At 68.8% G+C, this 19,379-nt stretch carries 15 protein-coding genes; 7 read left to right on the forward strand and 8 right to left on the reverse strand.

All coding sequences use genetic code 11. The features are described from left to right. Window positions 1-527 (reverse strand): TIM barrel protein (locus tag ACWCQM_RS39900; RefSeq protein ID WP_450919958.1); only part of this gene is annotated, 527 nt, incomplete at its 3' end. Between the two features lie 326 nt (window positions 528-853). Between ACWCQM_RS39900 and yicI the strand changes: the two genes are divergently transcribed. The 3 genes from yicI (at window position 854) to ACWCQM_RS39915 (ending at window position 4,749) form a co-directional block, all read left to right on the forward strand. After that, window positions 854-3,088, forward strand: coding sequence for an alpha-xylosidase (gene yicI, locus ACWCQM_RS39905; RefSeq protein ID WP_450919959.1), 2,235 nt, complete (start codon window positions 854-856; stop codon window positions 3,086-3,088). A 233-nt stretch (window positions 3,089-3,321) separates the two neighbouring features. Continuing rightward, complete coding sequence (locus ACWCQM_RS39910; protein ID WP_450919960.1) at window positions 3,322-3,981, forward strand: DUF4189 domain-containing protein; 660 nt, start codon at window positions 3,322-3,324, stop codon at window positions 3,979-3,981. 141 nt (window positions 3,982-4,122) lie between these two features. Further along, window positions 4,123-4,749, forward strand: coding sequence for a histidine phosphatase family protein (locus ACWCQM_RS39915; RefSeq protein ID WP_450919961.1), 627 nt, complete (start codon window positions 4,123-4,125; stop codon window positions 4,747-4,749). An 87-nt stretch (window positions 4,750-4,836) separates the two neighbouring features. On the opposite strand, the gene ACWCQM_RS39920 is transcribed toward ACWCQM_RS39915, so the two are convergent. Both ACWCQM_RS39920 and ACWCQM_RS39925 read right to left on the reverse strand, forming a co-directional pair. Continuing rightward, window positions 4,837-5,043, reverse strand: a complete 207-nt coding sequence (locus ACWCQM_RS39920) for a DUF397 domain-containing protein (RefSeq protein WP_450919962.1) — start codon at window positions 5,041-5,043, stop codon at window positions 4,837-4,839. Next, window positions 5,027-5,872, reverse strand: a complete 846-nt coding sequence (locus ACWCQM_RS39925; protein ID WP_450919963.1) for a helix-turn-helix domain-containing protein — start codon at window positions 5,870-5,872, stop codon at window positions 5,027-5,029. Before ACWCQM_RS39925 ends, ACWCQM_RS39920 begins: the two co-directional genes overlap by 17 nt. A gap of 193 nt (window positions 5,873-6,065) precedes the next feature. Here ACWCQM_RS39925 and ACWCQM_RS39930 point away from each other — a divergent pair, with 193 nt between their 5' ends. Continuing rightward, entirely contained in the window at window positions 6,066-7,145 is a 1,080-nt protein-coding gene (locus ACWCQM_RS39930; protein WP_450919964.1) for a lytic polysaccharide monooxygenase auxiliary activity family 9 protein, read from the forward strand. An 84-nt stretch (window positions 7,146-7,229) separates the two neighbouring features. Here ACWCQM_RS39930 and lepB read toward each other — a convergent pair whose 3' ends face one another. The 5 genes from lepB to ACWCQM_RS39955 form a co-directional block, all read right to left on the reverse strand. Continuing rightward, window positions 7,230-7,901, reverse strand: coding sequence for a signal peptidase I (gene lepB, locus ACWCQM_RS39935; RefSeq protein ID WP_450919965.1), 672 nt, complete (start codon window positions 7,899-7,901; stop codon window positions 7,230-7,232). A gap of 106 nt (window positions 7,902-8,007) precedes the next feature. Then, a complete protein-coding gene (locus ACWCQM_RS39940; RefSeq protein WP_450919966.1) occupies window positions 8,008-8,658 on the reverse strand; it encodes a class F sortase in 651 nt (216 codons plus the stop codon). A 52-nt stretch (window positions 8,659-8,710) separates the two neighbouring features. Next, the gene (locus ACWCQM_RS39945; protein ID WP_450919967.1) at window positions 8,711-9,415 is read right to left on the reverse strand and encodes a hypothetical protein; all 705 of its coding nucleotides are present in this window, start codon (window positions 9,413-9,415) and stop codon (window positions 8,711-8,713) included. A gap of 241 nt (window positions 9,416-9,656) precedes the next feature. Further along, entirely contained in the window at window positions 9,657-11,129 is a 1,473-nt protein-coding gene (locus ACWCQM_RS39950) for a hypothetical protein (RefSeq protein WP_450919968.1), read from the reverse strand. Window positions 11,130-11,204: 75 nt separating this feature from the next. Then, the gene (locus ACWCQM_RS39955; protein WP_450919969.1) at window positions 11,205-15,053 is read right to left on the reverse strand and encodes a GH92 family glycosyl hydrolase; all 3,849 of its coding nucleotides are present in this window, start codon (window positions 15,051-15,053) and stop codon (window positions 11,205-11,207) included. A 791-nt stretch (window positions 15,054-15,844) separates the two neighbouring features. On the opposite strand from ACWCQM_RS39955, the gene ngcE reads away from it, so the two are divergent. The 3 genes from ngcE to ACWCQM_RS39970 are packed head-to-tail and all read left to right on the forward strand — an operon-like array spanning window position 15,845 to window position 19,183. Further along, window positions 15,845-17,251, forward strand: coding sequence for an N-acetylglucosamine/diacetylchitobiose ABC transporter substrate-binding protein (gene ngcE, locus ACWCQM_RS39960; RefSeq protein WP_450919970.1), 1,407 nt, complete (start codon window positions 15,845-15,847; stop codon window positions 17,249-17,251). Window positions 17,252-17,258: 7 nt separating this feature from the next. After that, window positions 17,259-18,314, forward strand: coding sequence for a carbohydrate ABC transporter permease (locus ACWCQM_RS39965; RefSeq protein ID WP_450919971.1), 1,056 nt, complete (start codon window positions 17,259-17,261; stop codon window positions 18,312-18,314). Beyond that, window positions 18,311-19,183: a carbohydrate ABC transporter permease gene (locus tag ACWCQM_RS39970; RefSeq protein ID WP_450919972.1), complete on the forward strand. Its 873-nt coding sequence runs from the start codon at window positions 18,311-18,313 to the stop codon at window positions 19,181-19,183. Before ACWCQM_RS39965 ends, ACWCQM_RS39970 begins: the two co-directional genes overlap by 4 nt. The last annotated feature ends 196 nt before the right edge of the window (window positions 19,184-19,379 follow it).

A 19,379-nucleotide genomic window follows, 5' to 3' on the forward strand; every position in this document is an offset into this window, starting at 1 on the left:
TAGCCCTGCTCGGTGACGTAGTCGCCCAGGAGGTCGAAGGCCTCCTTCATCCGGTCCAGCGCGACGCGCACGTCCTTCGCGCCGCCGGACTCCGCGCCCTCGCGCCCGCCCCAGGCGACGTAGGTGGTGGCGCCGAGCTCCGCGGCCAGGTCGATGTTGCGCATCACCTTGCGCAGCGCGAAGCGGCGTACGTCGCGGTCGTTCGCGGTGAACCCGCCGTCCTTGAACACCGGGTGCGTGAACAGGTTCGTCGTGGCCATCGGGACCTTCATCCCGGTCCGCGCCAGCGCGTCCTTGAACCGGCCGATCAGCCGCTCCCGCTCCGCCTCCGACGACCCGAACGGGATCAGGTCGTCGTCATGGAACGTCACCCCGTGCGCCCCCAGCTCCGCGAGCCGCTCCACCGACTCGACCGGGTCCAGGGCGGGACGCGTCGCGTCACCGAACGGGTCGTTGCCACGCCAGCCCACGGTCCACAGACCGAAGGTGAACCTGTCCGAAGGGGTGGGATTGAAGCGGTCCGACATTGCACAGCCTCTTGTCGACGTCAGGCCCGGATGACAGCTCCGCCGGACCGGCCAATTTGTTTGCTTGCAGTACTAATACTCCATCCGGTCGAGGGTTTCTAGACCGTTTCCGTCACGTGTCGGTTACGTGGCGCCAACATGGCAGATCGGAGGCGCTGTGCCATGGTTCTGTTTCCCGGGCAATCTGGGAATTCCTGTTACCTACCTCCCTTCTCGGGCACATTTGTTTTGTGTACGATCAAAATCAAGAGGACCCGCAGCCGCGCTTGCCGCAGGCGCCCTGATGTTCCGCCCCAGCACCTCCTGATCGGCTAAGGACCACCCCCATGAAGTTCACCGACGGCTTCTGGCAGATGCGCAGCGGTGTGCACGCCTCCTACGCCACCGAAGTCCGCGACATCCGCCTCGAGGACGACCGCCTCGCCGCCTACGCCGCCGTCAAGCGGGTCACGCGCCGCGGCGACACGCTGAACGCCCCGCTGATCACCGTGGAGGCGCACGCCCCGGCCGAGGGCGTCATCGCCGTACGCCTCACCCATCACGCGGGCAAGCGCCGCAAGGGCCCCGACTTCGAGATGCCGGGCGCCGTCGCCGGGTCCGCCGCCACCACCCGCACCGAGGGCACCACCGCCGAACTGACCAGCGGTCCGCTCACCCTGCGGCTCCCCACCGAGGGCGCGTTCGGCCTGGAGTTCCTCGACGCGGACGGCCGGGTCCTGACCTCGGCCGGCCGCAAGGGCAGCGCCTTCGCCACCGTCGACGGCACCCACCACATGTTCGCCCAGCTCGCCATCGGCGTGGGCGAGACGGTCCACGGCCTCGGTGAGCGCTTCACGCCGTACGTGAAGAACGGCCAGGTCGTCGACATGTGGCAGGCCGACGGCGGCACCAGCAGCGAACAGGCGTACAAGAACGTCCCGTTCTACCTCTCCTCGCGCGGCTACGGCGTCTTCGTCAACCACCCCGGCAAGGTCTCCTTCGAGGTGGGCTCCGAGGCCGTCGGCCAGGTGCAGTTCAGCGTCGAGGACCAGACCCTGGAGTACTTCGTCGTCGCGGGCCCCACGCCCAAGGACGTCCTGTCCCGCTACGCCTCCCTCACCGGCCTCCCGGCGCTCCCCCCGGCCTGGTCGTTCGGCCTCTGGCTGACCACCTCCTTCACCACCTCCTACGACGAGGCGACGGTCAACTCCTTCGTCGACGGCATGGCCGAGCGCGGCATCCCGCTCAGCGTCTTCCACTTCGACTGCTTCTGGATGCGCGAGTACCAGTGGTGCGACTTCGAGTGGGACCCGGCCGTCTTCCCCGACCCCGAGGGCATGATCGCCCGGCTCAAGGCCAAGGGCCTGAAGATCTGCGTCTGGATCAACCCGTACATCGGGCAGAAGAGCGCCCTGTACGAAGAGGGCGCCGAGAAGGGGTACTTCGTCCGGACGGCGGACGGTGACATCTGGCAGTGGGACAAGTGGCAGGCCGGCATGGCGCTGGTCGACTTCACCAACCCCGAGGCCACCGCCTGGTACCAGAGCAAGCTCAAGGTGCTCCTGGACCAGGGCGTCGACGGCTTCAAGACCGACTTCGGCGAGCGCATCCCCACCGACGTCGTCTGGCACGACGGCTCCGACACGGAGCGCATGCACAACTACTACACGCACCTCTACAACAAGGCCGTCTTCGAGATCCTGGAGACGGAGCGCGGCGCGGGCGAGGCCGTCCTCTTCGCCCGGTCCGCCACCGCGGGCGGCCAGCAGTACCCGGTCCACTGGGGCGGCGACTGCTGGTCCTCCTTCGAGGCCATGGCGGAGTCCCTGCGAGGCGGCCTCTCGCTGTCCCTGTCCGGCTTCGGCTTCTGGAGCCATGACATCGGCGGCTTCGAGGGCACGCCCGACCCGGCGGTTTTCAAGCGCTGGCTCGCCTTCGGCCTGCTCTCCTCGCACAGCCGGCTGCACGGCTCGTCGTCGTACCGCGTGCCGTGGGAGTTCGGCGACGAAGCGGTCGACGTGGCCCGGCAGTTCACCCGGCTCAAGCACCGCCTCATGCCGTACATCTACGGCGCGGCTGTCGAGGCCCACCGCACGGGTGTCCCGACGATGCGCCCGCTGCTGCTGGAGTTCCCCGAGGACCCGACCGCCCGCACGGTGGACCGCGAGTACCTGCTGGGCCCGGACCTCCTCGTCGCGCCCGTCTTCACCGAGGACGGCCAGGTCGAGTACTACGTCCCCGAGGGCACGTGGACCCACCTGCTGACCGGCGAGACGGTGACCGGACCGGCCTGGCGCCAGGAGACGCACGGCTTCGACAGCCTGCCCCTGCTGGTCCGCCAGGGCGCGGTGCTCGCCCTGGGCGCGGACGAGTCCCGTCCGGACGGCGACTGGCTCGACAACCTCGAACTCCGCGTGTTCGCCCCGGCGGGCACGGGTGACTTCACCCGCACGGTGACCGTCCCCGACCACACCGGCGCGGTGGCCGCGACGTACGAGGTGGTCCGCGAGGGCGGCGAGATCCGCGTCACGGCGGACACCGACCGCCCGTACACGGTCACGGTCGTCGGCGAGTCCGCCTGACGGCAGCCCGCGCACCGGCCCTCCCGGCCCGGCATCGGACCCGCCCTCCGCGGCGGTCCGGTGCCGGGCCGTCCGGTTTTCCGCCGCTGCTCCTCGGCGCCGGGCCGTTCCGGGCCGTTCCGGGAGTGAGGATGTGGTGTACACGACCGAATCGCTTCCGCCCGTGCGAGCCCTGCGGAACAATCGGGGCAGCACCGGGCCGTAGCGCGCCCGGCGAATTCGGGGGAGTTCGCGTGGCTGACACGCAGCATGTCGCACGGCCTGACGGTGGATCACGGCCGACGGGGGCGAAGGCCGCGACAGGAGCGAGAGGACCGGGCGGGCGTGCCGCCCGTGCCGCCGCCGGGGTCGCGGCACTGCTCGTCGTCGCGGTGGTGCTGAGCGGGTGCGGAAGGTCCGGCAACCGCTCGCCGTTCCGGCCGGGCATCCCGGACAGCGGGTCGGCGGCCGACGGCTGGACGGCCTCCGCCGAGACCACGGAACCCGCCGACCCGTACACCGACGAACCGGACGCGCCGGGGGACGCAGGCGATCCGGACCTGCCGGCCACGCGGGAGCCGGAGGCCGCGCCCGCCCCGGCCCCGCCGCCCCGGCCGCCGGACCGCTACGGCGCCATAGCCGTCGGCCGGGACGGCAGCAACGGCGAATCCTGGGACTACAACACCCGGGCCGCCGCCGAACAGGGCGCGCTGCAGCGGTGCCCCGGCTCCGGCTGCAAGATCCTCGCGTCCTTCAGCAACAGCTGCGGCGCCGTCGTGTACAACTCCTCGACCAACCGCTACTGGGGCGGCCACGGTGCCACCCGGGCCAAGGCTGAGGCGGACGCGAGGTCGCGGGCCGGCGGAGGACGCGCGATCGCCTGGGCCTGCACCACGCGGTACAGCACCGACTGAGGGGCACGAGGACGCTCCGCCGTACGGAGTCCACCCCGGGGCGAGCCGCTCCGCGCCGGGCCGGTGGAATGCGATCGTGGTCCGTCGGGTTGGCACCAGCGGCACATACGTACGAGTACGGCGCACAGAGCGGAAGCACCCATGGGCGAGTTGATCCTGATCCGGCACGGCGAGACCGAGTGGTCCCGGTCCGGGCAGCACACGAGCTGGACCGACCTGCCGCTGACCGAGCTCGGTGAGCGGCAGGCCCGCGCCCTCGTGCCGCTGCTCGCCGAGCGCGAGATCGGGCTCACCCTCGTCAGCCCCTACCTCCGCGCCCGCCGCACCGCCGAGCTCGCGGGCCTGACCGCGCCCCGCGAGACACCGGATCTGCGGGAGTGGGACTACGGGGCGTACGAGGGCGTGACCACGGTGGACATCCGCCGCACCCGCCCCGACTGGAACCTCTGGACCGACGGCGTCGCGCCCGGCCCCGCCGAGCACCCGGGGGAGAGCCCGGACGAGGTGGGTGCCCGCGCGGACCGCATCCTCGCCGAGGTGCGGGCGGCGGCATCACGCCTCGGGGAGGCGGACATCGCGCTGGTGGCCCACTCGCACTTCCTGCGCGTGCTCACCGCGCGCTATCTGCGGCTGACACCCGCGAGCGGGGAGCTCTTCCAGCTGGCCACGGGCGCGGTCTCACGCCTCGGCAGGGAGCACGGCAAGCCGGTCGTGACGGCGCTGAACCTGGCGATCCCGAAGGGGCTCTTCGACGCGGTCGGCTGCTGAGTCCGGTACGTGGCCGAGGTTCCTTCCGGCACACCTGGATGTCTGCCGGAAGGGCGTCCTCCCGGGCAGGACTGACGAGCGGACCCGTCAGAGCGAGCCGTCCCTGAAGGCGCCGACGAACGCGGCCCAGTGCACGGCGCCGAAGACGAGCGCGGGGCTGTCGGGAAGCTTGCTGTCGCGCACGGGGACGAGGCCGGGGAGACCGTCGGCGACCTCGACGCAGTTCCCGCCGTCCCCGTTGCTGTGGGACGACTTGTGCCACGTCAATGAGCACAGGTCACGAGGGGTGAGCATCTGTCGCATGGTCCTTCGCAGCCGACTTGATGAGGGAGAGGGATGCTTCCGGTGACAGCGCGGAAGCTCTGGCCAGATCGTATGCGGAAGAGATGTTCTCCACCAGCTCGCTTTCCTCGAAGAGTTGACCGTTGTAGGCCGTCTCCGTGTAGGCGGCAGGAGGCGCGTCGGAGAAGTGCATCAGCGTTACGGCCGAATCCAGCAGAGGTGTGGCTCCTGCTGAGAACGGCAGCACCTGGACGACCACACGTGGACGGGCGCTCGCCTGCGAGTGGAGATGATGGAGCTGCTCGGACATGGTGGCCGCCCCGCCCACCGGAATGCGGAGTGCCGCCTCGTGAAGGATGACCCAGAGGAGCGGCGGAGAGGGGGAGTCGAGCAGGCGTCCCCGTTCCATTCGGGTGTGCACGTGGGTGTCCACGACCTCGTCGGAGGCGTAGGGGTGAGCGGCGCGTGTCAGCGCTCGGGCGTACGACTCGGTCTGCAACAAGCCCGGAACGACCATGGACGAGTGCTCCGCGATGGAGACGGCCCGCAGCTGGAGCTCCGCCGCATCCGCGAAGTACCCCGCCACCTTCGACGTCCGCGCCAGCCGGCACAGCCGCTGGAGATGCTCGCCGCTGCCCAGCAACTCGTCCAGCGCACGCGAGATGTCCACCTGAGGCCGCCGCTCGGCCGCCTCGAACAAGCCGATGTACGTGCCCGAGCAGAACGCCCGCTCGCCCAGCTCGTTCTGTGAGAGACCCGCCGCCTCGCGCAGCCTGCGCAGCTCCGCACCGTAGAAGGCGCGGGGGTTCGCGTACGGGTCCAAGTCCTTCGGAAGTGGCATGCGCCGAACGTATCGGTTACCCCGCCCCCGTATCCGGCGATTGCGCGCACATCACCCGCACGGGGTCGCGAAAGCCGTTCTGCGCAAGGCGTTTACAGGGTTTCGGGTCGACGCTAGTCTCCGAAATGGGAGCGCTCCCAAGCTTGCACCGCATTCCGGCCGCACCCGGCGCCGCAGCGAAGGGACGTACGTCGTGATCCGACTGACGAGACATCGATTACTGGCGGGCACCCGCCGAAGAGCCATCCTCCTCACCCTGCTCGCCCTCCTCACGACCGTCCCCGCCCTGGGGCTGGTCGTCACCACCGGCGAGAAGGCGGAAGCGCACGGCACGCCCATGAAGCCCGCCAGCCGGACGTTCCTCTGCTGGCAGGACGCGCTGACCGACACCGGTGAGATCAAGCCGGTGAACCCCGCCTGCAAGGCCGCGGCCCAGCAGAGCGGGACCACCCCCTTCTACAACTGGTTCTCCGTGCTGCGCTCCGACGGCGCCGGCCGCACCCGCGGCTTCGTGCCCGACGGTCAGCTGTGCAGCGGCGGGAACACCAACTTCACCGGCTTCAACAAGCCCAGCACGGACTGGCCGGTGACGCATCTGACCGAGGGCTCGACCATCGACTTCTCGTACAACGCCTGGGCCGCACACCCGGGTTGGTTCTACGTCTACATCACCAAGGACGGCTACGACCCGTCGCAGCCGCTCACCTGGGCCGACATGGAGGAGAGTCCCTTCATCTCCGTCGACCACCCGCCGCTCAACGGCAGCCCCGGCACCGTCGAGGCCGACTACAAGTGGACGGGCGCGCTGCCCGACAACAAGGAGGGCCGCCACGTCATCTACGTGGTCTGGCAGCGCTCGGACAGCCAGGAGACCTTCTACTCCTGCTCCGACGTGGTCTTCGACGGCGGCAACGGAGAGGTGACCGGGGTCAAGGACGGCTCCACCACCACGCCGACCGAGCCCCCGCCGGGCACCTGCACCGCCACGCGGAGCACCACCGGGAGCTGGGGCGGCGGCTACCAGTCCCAGGTGACCGTCACCAACTCCGGTGATGTGCCGATGCTCGGCTGGATGGTGGAGTGGACGCAGCCCACGGGGCAGAGCGTCGCCAGCCTCTGGAACGGCACGATGACCACGCAGGGGCAGGAGGTGATGGTCCACAACGCGGGCTGGAACGGCTCGTTGGACCCCGGTGAATCCACGACCTTCGGTTACGTCTCCGAAGGCGGCACCCCCGATCCCGCGCTGCAACTCGGCTGCAGGGTGGGCTGAGCCCACACAGCGGCGCGGCCGGCACCACTGCCTCCGGGCGGGGCGCCGGCCGCGATCCGGCCAGGGGTGCCAGGTGCCCGCGGGTCAGGCGTGCCAGGCGGCCGAGGGCGGAGGCGGAGGCGCGTACACCGTGCGGGAGCGGTGCCGCGCTCCCCGGGCGGCGATCCCCGACACGAGCGCGGTGATGCCCAGCAGCAGGCCGAGCAGCATCGCCAGGCCCAGTCCCACGAGGCCCGCGCGGCCATCCGGGACCCGGCCGAGGACGGTGGTGGCGGAGACGGTGCCCGACCGGTCGTCCAGGAAGGAGCGGGAGTCCCTGGCGTTGGCGCGGTGGTCGCCGAGCACGAAGAGCCTGCCCTCCGGGACCTCGACGTCGTACTGGACGGGCATGCCCGACGGGTCGCCGTCCTTGACGTAAGTCTCGGTCAGTGGCTTGCCGTTCACCGTCACGGGTGCGCCGGGCTCCTGCGCGACACGGTCGCCGCCGACGCCGATCACCCTGCTGAGGACGGCCAGGCCCTGGTAGCGCTCCGGCTCCCGGTAGAGCACGACATCACCACGCCGTACGTCGTCCGCGCCGGCCCGCTCCAGGAGCACCCGCTCGCCGATGGGGTGCGTCGGCTCCATGGAACTGCCGGACACCTGCGCCGTCGTGTACCCGCTCCCGAACAGCGCCACGGGCCCCACCAGCAGCAGTACCCCCACCGCTCCGGATGCCCAGGCCGCGATCCGCAGCCCTCGCCCTGCTTGCCCCACATGCCCTCCCCGAACGTACGTGCGGTGAGGTTACAGGGTCGCGAACGGCGGACGGCCGGCACCTCGCCCCCGAGGTGCCGGCCGTTCCGTGCGGTGTGCCGTGGGATCAGGCCGCCTTCTTCTTGAGCGAGGTGAGGTGGGCGAAGACCACGACGTTGGCCGAGTAGCCGTTCTTCTTGTCGAAGCGCCCGCCGCAGGTCAGGAGCCGGAGCTCCGGACGGCCAGTGGCCCCGTAGACCTTGTCGTCGGGGAACTTGTCCTTCGTGTAGGTCTTCACCTCGTCGACGGTGAAGACCGCGATCCGCCGGTCAGCCCGGGTGACCTTCACGGTGTCACCCCGGCGCAGAACGTTGAGATTGAGGAAGATCGCCGGCCCCGTCGCGGTGTCCCGGTGGCCGACGAGCAGGGACGTGCCCGCCTCCCCGGGTGACGGGCCCTTGCGGAACCAGCCCACCAGCTTCGGCTTGTTCAGCGGCGGGGCGCCGAGCCGCCCCTTCCTGTCGAGGCCCAGTCCGGCGACCGGGGCCTCGATGAAGATCGCGGGGATGGCGACCTTCAGCGGACGGGAGTGCACCAGCGGTGCGTGCGAGGCGGGCACCTTCTTCTGCGGCTCATGCGGTGCCCTCCGGAACGGCGGCGCCCCGCCGCCCGCAGCGTCGCTGCCGCGGGCGGCGGTGACCGACGAGGCGTCCTCGGGCGAGTCCGAGCTCGCCCACACGACGCCGGTCACCAGTGAGGAGGTCACGCACAGGGTCATCGTGAGCCGGCATGCACGGCTCGGTCCCCGGCGTCGCCGTCCGCCGCGCGTGTTATGCCTCGTTGCGGGCACGGCGGGCTGCGGATCGACGGACCATGATCAGCCCCGCGATCCCGGCGGCGCCGGCGACCAGTGCGGCCGAGGTCCCGATGTTCGAGTCGCTCTCGGAGCTGACGTTCTCCAGGTCCGGGACGCCGCCGCCGCCGGCGGGCACGGCGCCGGACGGCTTGTCGTAGATCTCGGCGGCGACCTTCTCGCTGTCCTTCGCCGTGCTCTTGTCCGCCTGGGCGCCGGACTCGGACGAACCCCGGCCCTCGCCGCCCCCGGGGCTGCCGCCCTGGCCGCGCCGGGAGCAGTCGACCTCGAAGCTCTTGGTCTTCAGGGGGACCGCCCCGACCGGCCATGAGAGCTGGTACGTGCCCTCGGGAAGGAGGTACTCCTGGCTGCGGCCCTTGCCGTCGATGAGGGGGAGGGTGTTCGTCAGCGTGTTGCCCGGGGGCCGCTCGGTGATCGTCCACACGAGTTCGGGGAGTGCCCCGAAGTTGTTCGCCACGAGAACGAACTGGCAGACCTCGACGCCGTCGCGCTCACCGCGCGAGTGCCAGCTGACGGAGCGGATGTCGATGTCACCGCTCTCGCCGATGGCGGACGCGGCAGGGGCTCCGGCCAGGGTGACGACGCCGGCGGCGGCGACCGCAGCGGCCACCGTGGTGCCCGTGCGGATGCTGCGGGAGCGGAGGGAAGCGGAATTGCGCATGCTGGGCTCCTTCAAGCCGAGATGATTGTCGTACTGATCACCTGATCGCCTAAGGGATGACATGGATCTTCAAAAGACGGCGTCGGGACACCGCAAAAATGCTCAAAAATACCCTGACTAGCCGATAGGCGGCATAACTCCGCCTGGGGTTGGTGCCTTAGGGAGGCCGGAAACAGCGGACGGGCCGCCCCGGAGTGCGGGTCGGCCCGTCGTGCCGCGGTTCGGCGGGTGTGCCGGAAGCTCAGCTCGATGCCCGGCGGCGGCGCAGATACAGGGCCGCCACCGTCACGGCCGCGACGGCGCCCACGGCGATCGCGGTCCAGCCCACGGGGCCGAGTGAGGCCGCCACGCCGGGCGGAGCAGGCGAGGCCTCGACCGGGATGACGGCGGTGTCGTTGCCCGGGGTGCGGTCGTAGGGGTTGTACGTCCGGATGGTGCCCCGCGCGCCCGGGACCTGGCGGTCGATGCGGACATGGAAGTCGATCGCGGTCGTCCTCTCCCCTGCGGCCGAGAAGAACGCCTCGTCCCCGACCTCGCACACGAACGCCCCGCCGGACTTCTCCGGCCGCGCGCACCCCCACCGTTGATCGTCGCCCTCGAAGGAGTACGGAATCGAGGTGACCGTGGTGCCCTCCGGCGGCACGACCTCGAAGCCGCCCTTCACCTCGTCGTCCAGCAGCACCCCGGGGCCGAGGTCCCGCACCCCGAGCCGTACCTTCACCGTGTCGCCGACCCGGCCCCGCACGGTCGCGGTGACCGGCCGGTAGTCGGCCTGGACGGTGGTGTCCACCTCGACGGTGGCCTCGGCGCTGTCGAAGCGGCCGTCCGCCGTGGGCACCAGGGTGAGGGGCGGGCCCGTACCGCGCACGGTGTGGCCGTCGGGCTTCCCGGGCGCCGAGGACCAGCTGTAGGAGAGCGTGCCGGACAGTTCCTTCTCGGCGGCCACGTAGGAGAGCGGTGCGCTGGTGCGGTACGCGGTGTCCGGCGCCGCCTTCGTCGGGAACACGCACCACGCCGACGTGACCGGGGCGCCCGTGTAATGGCAGTTGCTGTGACGGGTCCTGAGGGTGAGACCGCCGTCCGTGCGGAGGTGCAGGGCGACACCGCCGGCCGCGGCGAAGCGGGTGTGGTTCGCGAGCCGCGGTGTCAGGGAAGCGGGTTCGCCCGGCTCGACGCCGCTCACCCCCGGCTCCTCGTCGGGCGCGCCCAGCGTGGGACCGCCGACGACCATGCGTGTCGTGCCGGTGACCGGAGCGGCGTTGTCGGCGGTCGCCGTGTAGGTGACCGTTCCGCTGTCGCCCGGCTCCACCCCGTCCAGTCCGACGATGTCGAAGGGGGCGTTGCTCTCGCCGTCGTTCTCCAGGGTGCCGTACTCGCAGGTGTACACCCAGCCGCTGCCGTCGCAGTTCCCGTAACCGCCCTTGGTCACACGGGCGATGTCCTTCAGACCCGAGGCGTCCACCACGACCCTGATGTTGCGCGCCGGTTCCTCGTTGCCGGGGACGACGGCGACGGGCACCACGAAGTCCCCCTTCACCGCGTCGGCGCCCTCGTCCGCGTTGTAGACGACGATGCTGCGCGGGACATCCTTCAGGCTCAGCGCGACCTTGTCCGCCGCGGTGGCGGCGGCGGGCGCGAGTGCCGTGGCGAGGACGGTGGCCAGACCGGTGACGAACGCCGCCGCGGCTCGGCCGGTCCGTATCCGTGAGGGCATGCGGAGCACTATGCCACCAGGGGCGGCCACCCCTGCGTGCGGGTGGCCGCCCCTGGCCCGGCTACTGACGGCTGGTCAGGAGATCAGCTCGATCTCCGCCAGCGTCGCCGCCGTTGTGCTGACCAGCCGGTACTTCGCGTACGCCTCCGGCGCCCGCACCGAGAACACCCGGGTCTGCTTGTCCCAGGCGAACGTCTGGCCGGACCGCTTGTCGAGGTCCTTCCAGGAGGTGCCGTCCGCCGACCCCTGCAGCACCCAGCCCGTGGGGGCCTTCGCCGCCGTGGCGGAGGTCAGCGTGTACTGGACCGCCTTCGTGCCCTCGGCGGCGGGCAGCTCCACCGACTCGACCTCGGCCGAGGTGGCGGAGGTGTTGTCGTACAGCGCGCCGTCACCCTTGAGTACGTCGCCCTTCGGCGCGGGCACCTTGTCGTCCTGCGTGATGGAGACAGGGGCCGCGTTCTTGCCGGTACCCCACGCGGAGGGCTTGGAGCCCATGTCGAACTCCAGCACGCCACCCTTGGCCAGCAGGTCGTGCGGCAGCGACGTGGACGTCCACTTCTTGCCGTTGACCTTCAGACCCTGGACGTAGATGTTCTTCGCGCTGTTCTTCGGGGCCTTGACGACGAGGTCGCGCCCGTTCTCCAGGTGCACGGTCGTCTTCGTGAAGAGCGGCGAGCCGATGGCGTACTCCCCGCTGCCCATGACCAGCGGGTAGAAGCCGAGCGAGGAGAAGAGGAACCAGGCCGACTGCTCGCCGTTGTCCTCGTCGCCGTGGTAGCCCTGGCCGATCTCGCTGCCGGTGTACAGCCGGCCGAGGACCTCGCGGACCTTCTCCTGGGTCTTCCAGGGCTGCGAGGCGGCGTCGTACATGTACGTGGCGTGGTGCGCGACCTGGTTGCTGTGGCCGTACTGGCCCATGCGGACGTCGCGCGCCTCGGTCATCTCGTGGATGACGCCGCCGTAGGACCCGACGAACTCGGGTCCGGCGGTCTCCGGGGTGGAGAAGTAGGTGTCCAGCTTCTTGGCGAGACCGTCACGGCCGCCGTAGAGGTTGGCCAGGCCCTTGCTGTCCTGCGGCGCGGTGAAGGCGTAACCCCAGCCGTTGGTCTCCGTGTAGTCGTAGCCCCAGACGCGGGGGTCGTACTGGTCGGAGGGCAGGCGCCAGTCGCCGTTCGCCTTCTTGCCCTGGAAGAAGCCGGCCTTGTCGTCGAAGAGCTTGACGTAGTTCCGGGCGCGGTTGAGGAAGTACTCGGCCTCCTCCTTGTAGCGCTCCTTCTTCGTCTTCTTGTAGAGCGCCTGGCCCATCTGCGCGATGCCGTAGTCGTTGAGGTAGCCCTCCAGCGACCAGGACAGGCCCTCGTGCGTCGAGGTGTTGGCGTATCCGGTGAAGACCGAGGTCTCCATGCCCTTGCGGCCGACGCCCGAGGAGGGCGGGCTCACCGTGGCGTTCTTGACCGCCGCGTCGTACGCCGCCTCCGCGTCGAAGTCGACGCCCTTGACGTACGCGTCGGCGAAGGCCACGTCGGAACTGGTGCCGGTCATCAGGTCGGAGTAGCCCGGGGAGGACCAGCGCGAGATCCAGCCACCGTCCTTGTACTGCTGGACGAAGCCGTCCACCATCTTCCCTGCCTGCTTCGGGCTGAGGAAGGAGTACGCCGGCCAGGTCGTCCGGTAGGTGTCCCAGAAGCCGTTGTTGACGTAGACCTCACCCTTGACGATCTTCGAGCCCGTGTGGGTCGGGGTGTCGGTTCCGGTCTGCGCCGAGAAGGGGCTCGCGTAGGTGCTCTTCCCGTCGACCTGCTCGAAGCCCGAGTTCGGGTAGAGGTAGAGCCGGTACAGGCTGGAGTAGAGCGTGGTCAGCTGGTCGGCGTTGGCGCCCTCGACCTCGATCTTGCCGAGGATCTTGTCCCAGGCCTTCTGCGCGTTCCTCCTCACCGTGTCGAAGGAGGCCTTCTCCGGCAGCTCCATGGCGAGGTTCTTCTTCGCCTGGTCGACGCTGATCAGCGAGGTGGCCAGCCGGAGGCCGACCGTCCGGTCCTTGCCCGCGTCGAAGCGGAAGAAGCCGGTCACGTCGTCACCGCCGCCGCCCTTGAGCTTTCCGCTGTCGGTGACGGGAGCGTCGAAGACGCCGTATACGAAGAGCCGGGTGGCACCCGTGGAGCCGCCGCTCTTCACATCGGAATAGCCGGTGAAGGAACCGATCTCCGGGTCGAGGGTGAGCCCGCCCCTGTTGTCCACGTTGTCGAAGACCAGGCTCGCGTCGTCACCGGGATAGGTGAAGCGCATCCGGGCCGCGTGGTCGGTGGGCGTCATCTCGGCCTTCAGGCCGTTCTCGAACGTCACCCCGTAGTAGTGCGGGGTCGCCGTCTCGTTCTCGTGGCGGAAGGGCAGCGCGCGGGCCGTACGGGAGGCGTCCGGAGTGCCGGAGGCCGCCGACGGCATCATCTGGAAGGTCTGGCGGTCACCCATCCAGGGGCTCGGCTCATGGCTCGCGCTGAACGCCTGGAGGGTGGGCAGGTTGTCCTCGTTGTTGCCGCGGGCGTAGTCGTATATCCAGCTGGTGGAACCGGCGTTGGTGACCGGCGTCCAGAAGTTGAAGCCATGGGGGACCGCGGTGGCGGGGAAGTTGTTGCCACGGGAGAAGCCGCCGCTGGAGTTCGTGCCGCGCACGGTCGACGCGTAGTCCGAGAGGTGCGCCTTGCGCTTCTCCGGCGCCTTCGGGGCGATCGAGATGTCGTCGATCCAGCCCTGGAACTTCGACGGGCCCTTGGGGGAGTCGTACGCCACCAGGATCCGGTCGACGGTCTTGCCGGCCGCGACCGTGCCGATCCGCGAGGCGACCTTGTTCCACTGGTTCACGTACAGCCGCTTGGCGTCGGCCTGGCCCTGCGGGGTCAGCAGCCCGCCGTGGCTGTCCGTGGCGTTCAGCTCGCTGAGGTACGTGCCGTCGGTGAACGCGAGGTCCACCGCCACGTGCGTCGCCGGGTAGTCGAGGTCCGTCCCGGCCATCTGCGGATAGACCACGTAGGACAGCTGGGTGTCCTTCGTGACGGCGGTGTCGACGTCGAAGACCTTGTTGTACGAGTAGGCGTGGCCGTCCGGCTTGTGCGTGCCCGCGTAGCGCAGCGCCTTCTTCCCCGTGAACCCCGCGCCCTGCTTGGCGGTGGGGGAGCCCGAGGGGCCCCGGTCGGGCTGGGTGCGCATGTCGTCGGGGGCCGGGGTGGAGGTGTCGCCGTCCGAGAACTGCACGTCGGCGAGCTGGATCGCATCGGACGCCCCGTTGTTCTTCGTGATCTCCAGCCGGAAGTGCTGGTAGGCGGTGTCCGCCGTGAAGTCGTACGACTTGGTCTGGAAGCGCTCGGAGAACGTCTGGCCGGTGCGCGTGTCCAGATCGGTCCAGGACTTCCCGTCGGTGGACCCCTTCAGCGTCCAGTCCTTCGGGTCCCGTTCGTCGTGGTCGTTGGCCGAAGTGAGGGCGTACGTCACGACCTTGACGGGCGCGGCGAGGTCGAACTCGACCCAGCCGGAGGACTCGAAGGCCAGCCACTTGGTGCCGGACTCCACATCGACCAGGTTCTCCTTGACCTCGCCGCCGCCCGCGTTCTCGCTACTGGCGCGCAGATCCGTGACCTGATCGGTGACATTGCCCGGGATTCCGGCGGAGAATCCGCCGTCGACACCCGATGCCCGCTTCTTCCCGTCAGGACCCTCTTCGACGGTGTTGCGCCAGTCCGGCTGCTTCTCGTCGGTCTCGAAGGAGGAGCTGAACGACGTGTCGCCGGACGGCTTCCGGGGGGCGCCGGACGACTGGGCGACTGCCGTGGCGGGGGCTGCGAGGGCCAGCACGAGAGAGGCCGCGAGCACCGCGGCCGACCGGCTGTGTCTGGGGCGCGAGCCTTGCTGGGGACCACGTGGGGGCTGCATACGAGCCATTCCTCCCGGGGGGCGTGCTGAGGACAACGTTGTCATCGTGGGATACGGGTTCCAGTAGGGAGGCAAGTGGCCGGATGTGTCAAGGGTGTTGCATGGGGCGGTCCTGGTGATTCGACCGTATTGCGGAATGCGGCGTTTCCGTGAGAAGGCACTCCGTGCCGAGGTGACCGTGAGGTCTCAACTCGGGAAAGACTGCCGCTCAACCATGCATTCGATCTTGCTCAGTTGGCGGCGAGTGGACTATACCTGTCGGCGTCTGCACCAACGTTTCACAACGGCACGCGGACACGGGGGAGGGGCATATCTGCGTGCGCGAGAAGCGGTCGCTGCCGCAGGGCCCGGAACTTCCCCACTGCATCTGGCAATCCAGCAATCCGCACAACTCAAGCGCGACTGACCGCGGTGGCGGGGCCCTTCGTCTAGGCGAATTCAAGACGGGTGACCGGTACACCGCGTGAGTCCTGGAGAAGGCGAGGACTTGAGCATGGGATCCACCCCCGGCGTTGGCCATTGCGATCTGATCAAGCGGAGCGCGACTGCCGCTCGGGCCGCGGCCACGGCGACCGCTTTTCCGACATCGCTCAGGTGATCACCATCGGTGCCACGGAGCGGCTCCGAGACGACGGCTGAACGACCCGATTGCATTGCCGCCGACATCGCAGGCGGAGCCCCACATCAGGACGCGCTCGAAGAGAAATGCGGCAAGCACGGGGCCAGCCCGGCCCGGCAGCCGAATACGCAGCAAAACCGTAGAGATCCAATCGATCAGTGAGGATGCAGAGATGACCATTCGTGCCGGCTCTCTTGACAGGCGAACGCTCCTGCGCGGGGCGATCGCGACGGCAGCCATGGGTTCGTTCGCGGTTGCGTGTGGCTCTCCCTCCAGCAACGACAACGGTGGCGGCGGCCCGAAGGGCGAGAAGGGTGCCAAGAACCCGTTCGGCGTCGCCAAGAACTCCAAGGTCGAGGCGGCCATCTTCGACGGCGGCTACGGCACGGACTACGTCGAGTTCGTCAACACGGTCATCGGGGCCCAGATCGCCGGCACCAAGGTCGACGTCAAGCCGGTCGTCGACATCGGCCCGGAGCTGCAGCCCCGCTTCGTCGGTGGCAACCCGCCGGACCTCATCGACAACTCCGGTGAGGACCAGATCGGCTTCCTGGGCATTGTCGACCAGCTCGAGGAGCTCGACGACGTCTTCGAGGCCAACACCTACGAGGGCAAGAAGATCGCCGACATCGTCTACCCCGGCGTCAAGGATCCCGGCACGTTCAAGGACAAGTTCGTCGCGCTCAACTACGTGATGACGGTGTACGGCGTCTGGTACTCCAAGACGCTGTTCGAGGCGAACGGCTGGACCCCGCCGAAGACGTGGGACGAGGCGCTCGACCTCGGCCAGGCGGCGAAGAAGAAGGGCAAGTACCTCTTCGTCCACGGCAAGGAAGCGGCGACCTACTACCGGACACTCCTGATCGACTCGGCGATCAAGGAGGGTGGCGACGAGGTCCGGATCGCGCTGGGGAACCTGGAGAAGGGCTGCTGGTCGCACCCGGCGGTTCAGGGCGTCATCAAGATCATGGAGACCATGGTCAAGGAGAAGATGTTCGTCCCCGGCGGCTCCGGCACCCAGTTCCAGAAGGCGCAGGCGATCTGGAGCAACGACCAGAAGGCGCTGCTCTACCCGTCCGGTGGCTGGATCGAGAACGAGATGAAGGACGCCACCAAGGCCGACTTCCAGATGACCGGTGTTCCGGCGATGACGCTCACGGACAAGCCGAAGATCCCCTACGAGGCGCTCCGTGCGGCCGCGGGCGAGCCGTTCATCGTTCCCAAGCAGGGCAAGAACCCGGCCGGCGGCAAGGAGGTCCTGCGGGCGATGCTGTCCGAGAAGGCGGCCGCCAACTTCTCCAAGACGAAGCTGGCCCCGACGATCGTCAAGGGCACCGTGCCCGCCGACGGTTACGGCTCCACGGCCCTCGTCTCGCAGACGAAGATGCTCGAGGCCGCGGGCGAGAACATCTTCAACTACACCTTCGTCGAGGCCTACGGCATGAACACCGACCAGCTGGTGCCGTGGAACTCGTTCCTCGCCGGCGACATCAACGGCAAGGGTCTGACCTCGGCTCTGCAGAAGATCTCCGACAAGATCCGGGAAGACGACTCCATCGAGAAGATCAAGGTCAGCTAGTAGCGCGATGAGTGACACGATCACCAAACCCGAACCCACGAGGGGCCGGCTCAAGTCGGCCGCTCGCGGCGGGCGTCCCGGGCGCCGCAAACTCACCTTCGACCGGGTGACGTTCTTCCTCGCGTTCCTCGGCATCCCGCTGGCCGTCTTCATCCTTTTCGTCCTGATGCCGTTCGTCCAGGCGATCTATTGGGCGATGACGGACTGGCGCGGCTTCAGTCCGGACTACAACTTCGTCGGGCTGGACAACTTCATCAAGATGTTCGAGGACGACATCTTCCTGAAGGCGTTGCGCAACGTGGTGCTGCTGGCGGCCGTCGTACCGCTGGTGACGTTGACGCTCGCCCTCGGGGTCGCGGTGGCCATCACGCTGGGCGGGCCCAGCAAGGGCCCCGTCCGGGGGATCCGGGGTGCGTCGTTCTACCGGGTCATCTCGTTCTTCCCCTACGTCGTGCCGGCGATCATCGTCGGCCTGATCTGGGCGCAGATGTTCGACCCGAACGCCGGCCTGGTCAACGGCTTCCTCACCAAGATCGGTCTGGACGGCTTCGTGGCGTTCGCCTGGCTGGGCGAGGTCGCGACCGCCATGCCGTCCCTGATGTTCGTCTTCGTCTGGGGACTCGTCGGGTTCTACGCGGTGCTCTTCATCGCCGCGATCAAGGGAGTTCCCGCCGAGCTGTACGAGGCGGCCAGGATCGACGGGGCCGGACGGTTCCGGACCACGATCTCGATCACCCTGCCGGCGATCCGGGACAGTGTGCAGACGGCGTACATCTATCTCGGCATCGCCGCGCTGGACGCGTTCGTCTACGTACAGGCACTGTTGCCGAACGGCGGGCCGGACAACTCGACCCTGACGATCAGCCAGCGGCTGTTCAACGTCGCCTTCGCGAAGCAGCAGTTCGGATACGCCACCGCGATGGGCGTCGTCCTCGCCGTCGTCACCCTGGTTTTCGCGGCGCTGGTGTTCACCGTCTTCCGCCTGACCGGTGGTGGCGAGGGCAAAGAGAATGCGCGTGGGTTCAAGGCTCGGCGTGCTGGAGCCAAGGGAGCTGCTCAGTGAGCGCCGTAGCCGCCGACCGGAAACTGGTCAGAGTCACCGCGGGCAGCGACCGCTGGTTCGCCACGATCTCGCACGTCTTGCTGGTCATATGGTCCGTGGTCGTGATCGTGCCCATGCTGTGGGTACTGATGTCGTCGTTCAAGTCGACCGGCGAGATCCTGTCGTCGCCGTTCTCGCTCCCGGACCACTGGAGGGTCGAGAACTACGCGAACGCGTGGACCGACGCGAACATCGGGAAGTATTTCCTGAATTCGGTGATCGTCGTTGTCTCTGCGTTGTTCCTGGTGATGTTGCTGGGTGCGATGTGCGCCTACATCCTGGCCAGGTTCCAGTTCCCCGGGCGCCGGCTGATCTACTACACGATGCTGGCCGGACTGACGTTCCCGGTCTTCCTGGCGATCGTGCCGCTGTTCTTCCAGTTGCAGAACTTCGGGTTGCTGAACACGCGTGTGGGACTGATCCTCACCTACGTCGCGTTCGCGCTGCCGTTCACGATGTTCTTCCTCTATTCGTTCTTCCGGTCACTGCCGCATGACGTCTACGAGGCCGCGTTGATCGACGGTGCCGGTGACTGGCGGGCGTTCTTCCAGGTAATGCTGCCGATGGCCAGTCCGGGCATGGCCGCGGTGGCGATCTTCAACTTCCTGGGGCTGTGGAACCAGTTCCTGCTGCCGGTGGCGCTCAACACCGACCAGGACATGTGGGTCCTGACCCAGGGGATGGCCGCGTACGCGTCCTCGCAGGTCTACGACGTCGACTACGGTGCGTTGTTCGCGGCGATCGTGGTCACGGTGGTGCCTGTACTGGTCGTGTACGTCATCTTCCAGCGCCGGATCGCCGGTTCGGTGTCACAGGGCACCTTCCGCTGACGCCCACCGTCGCGCCGTACGGCCGGCCGGATCGCTTCGCCGGTTCGGCGGCCGGCGCCATCACATAACCGCTGCTTCACCCCTTGCACAGGGGTCGGGCCCCGGAGAGACGACTCTCCGGGGCGTGATGACCACGATGTCGCCCTTCTGGCAGCGCCCGATCCGCAGCAGCTCCTCGTCCACCTGCGCCACCATC

The organism is Streptomyces sp. NPDC002125 (assembly GCF_053593715.1).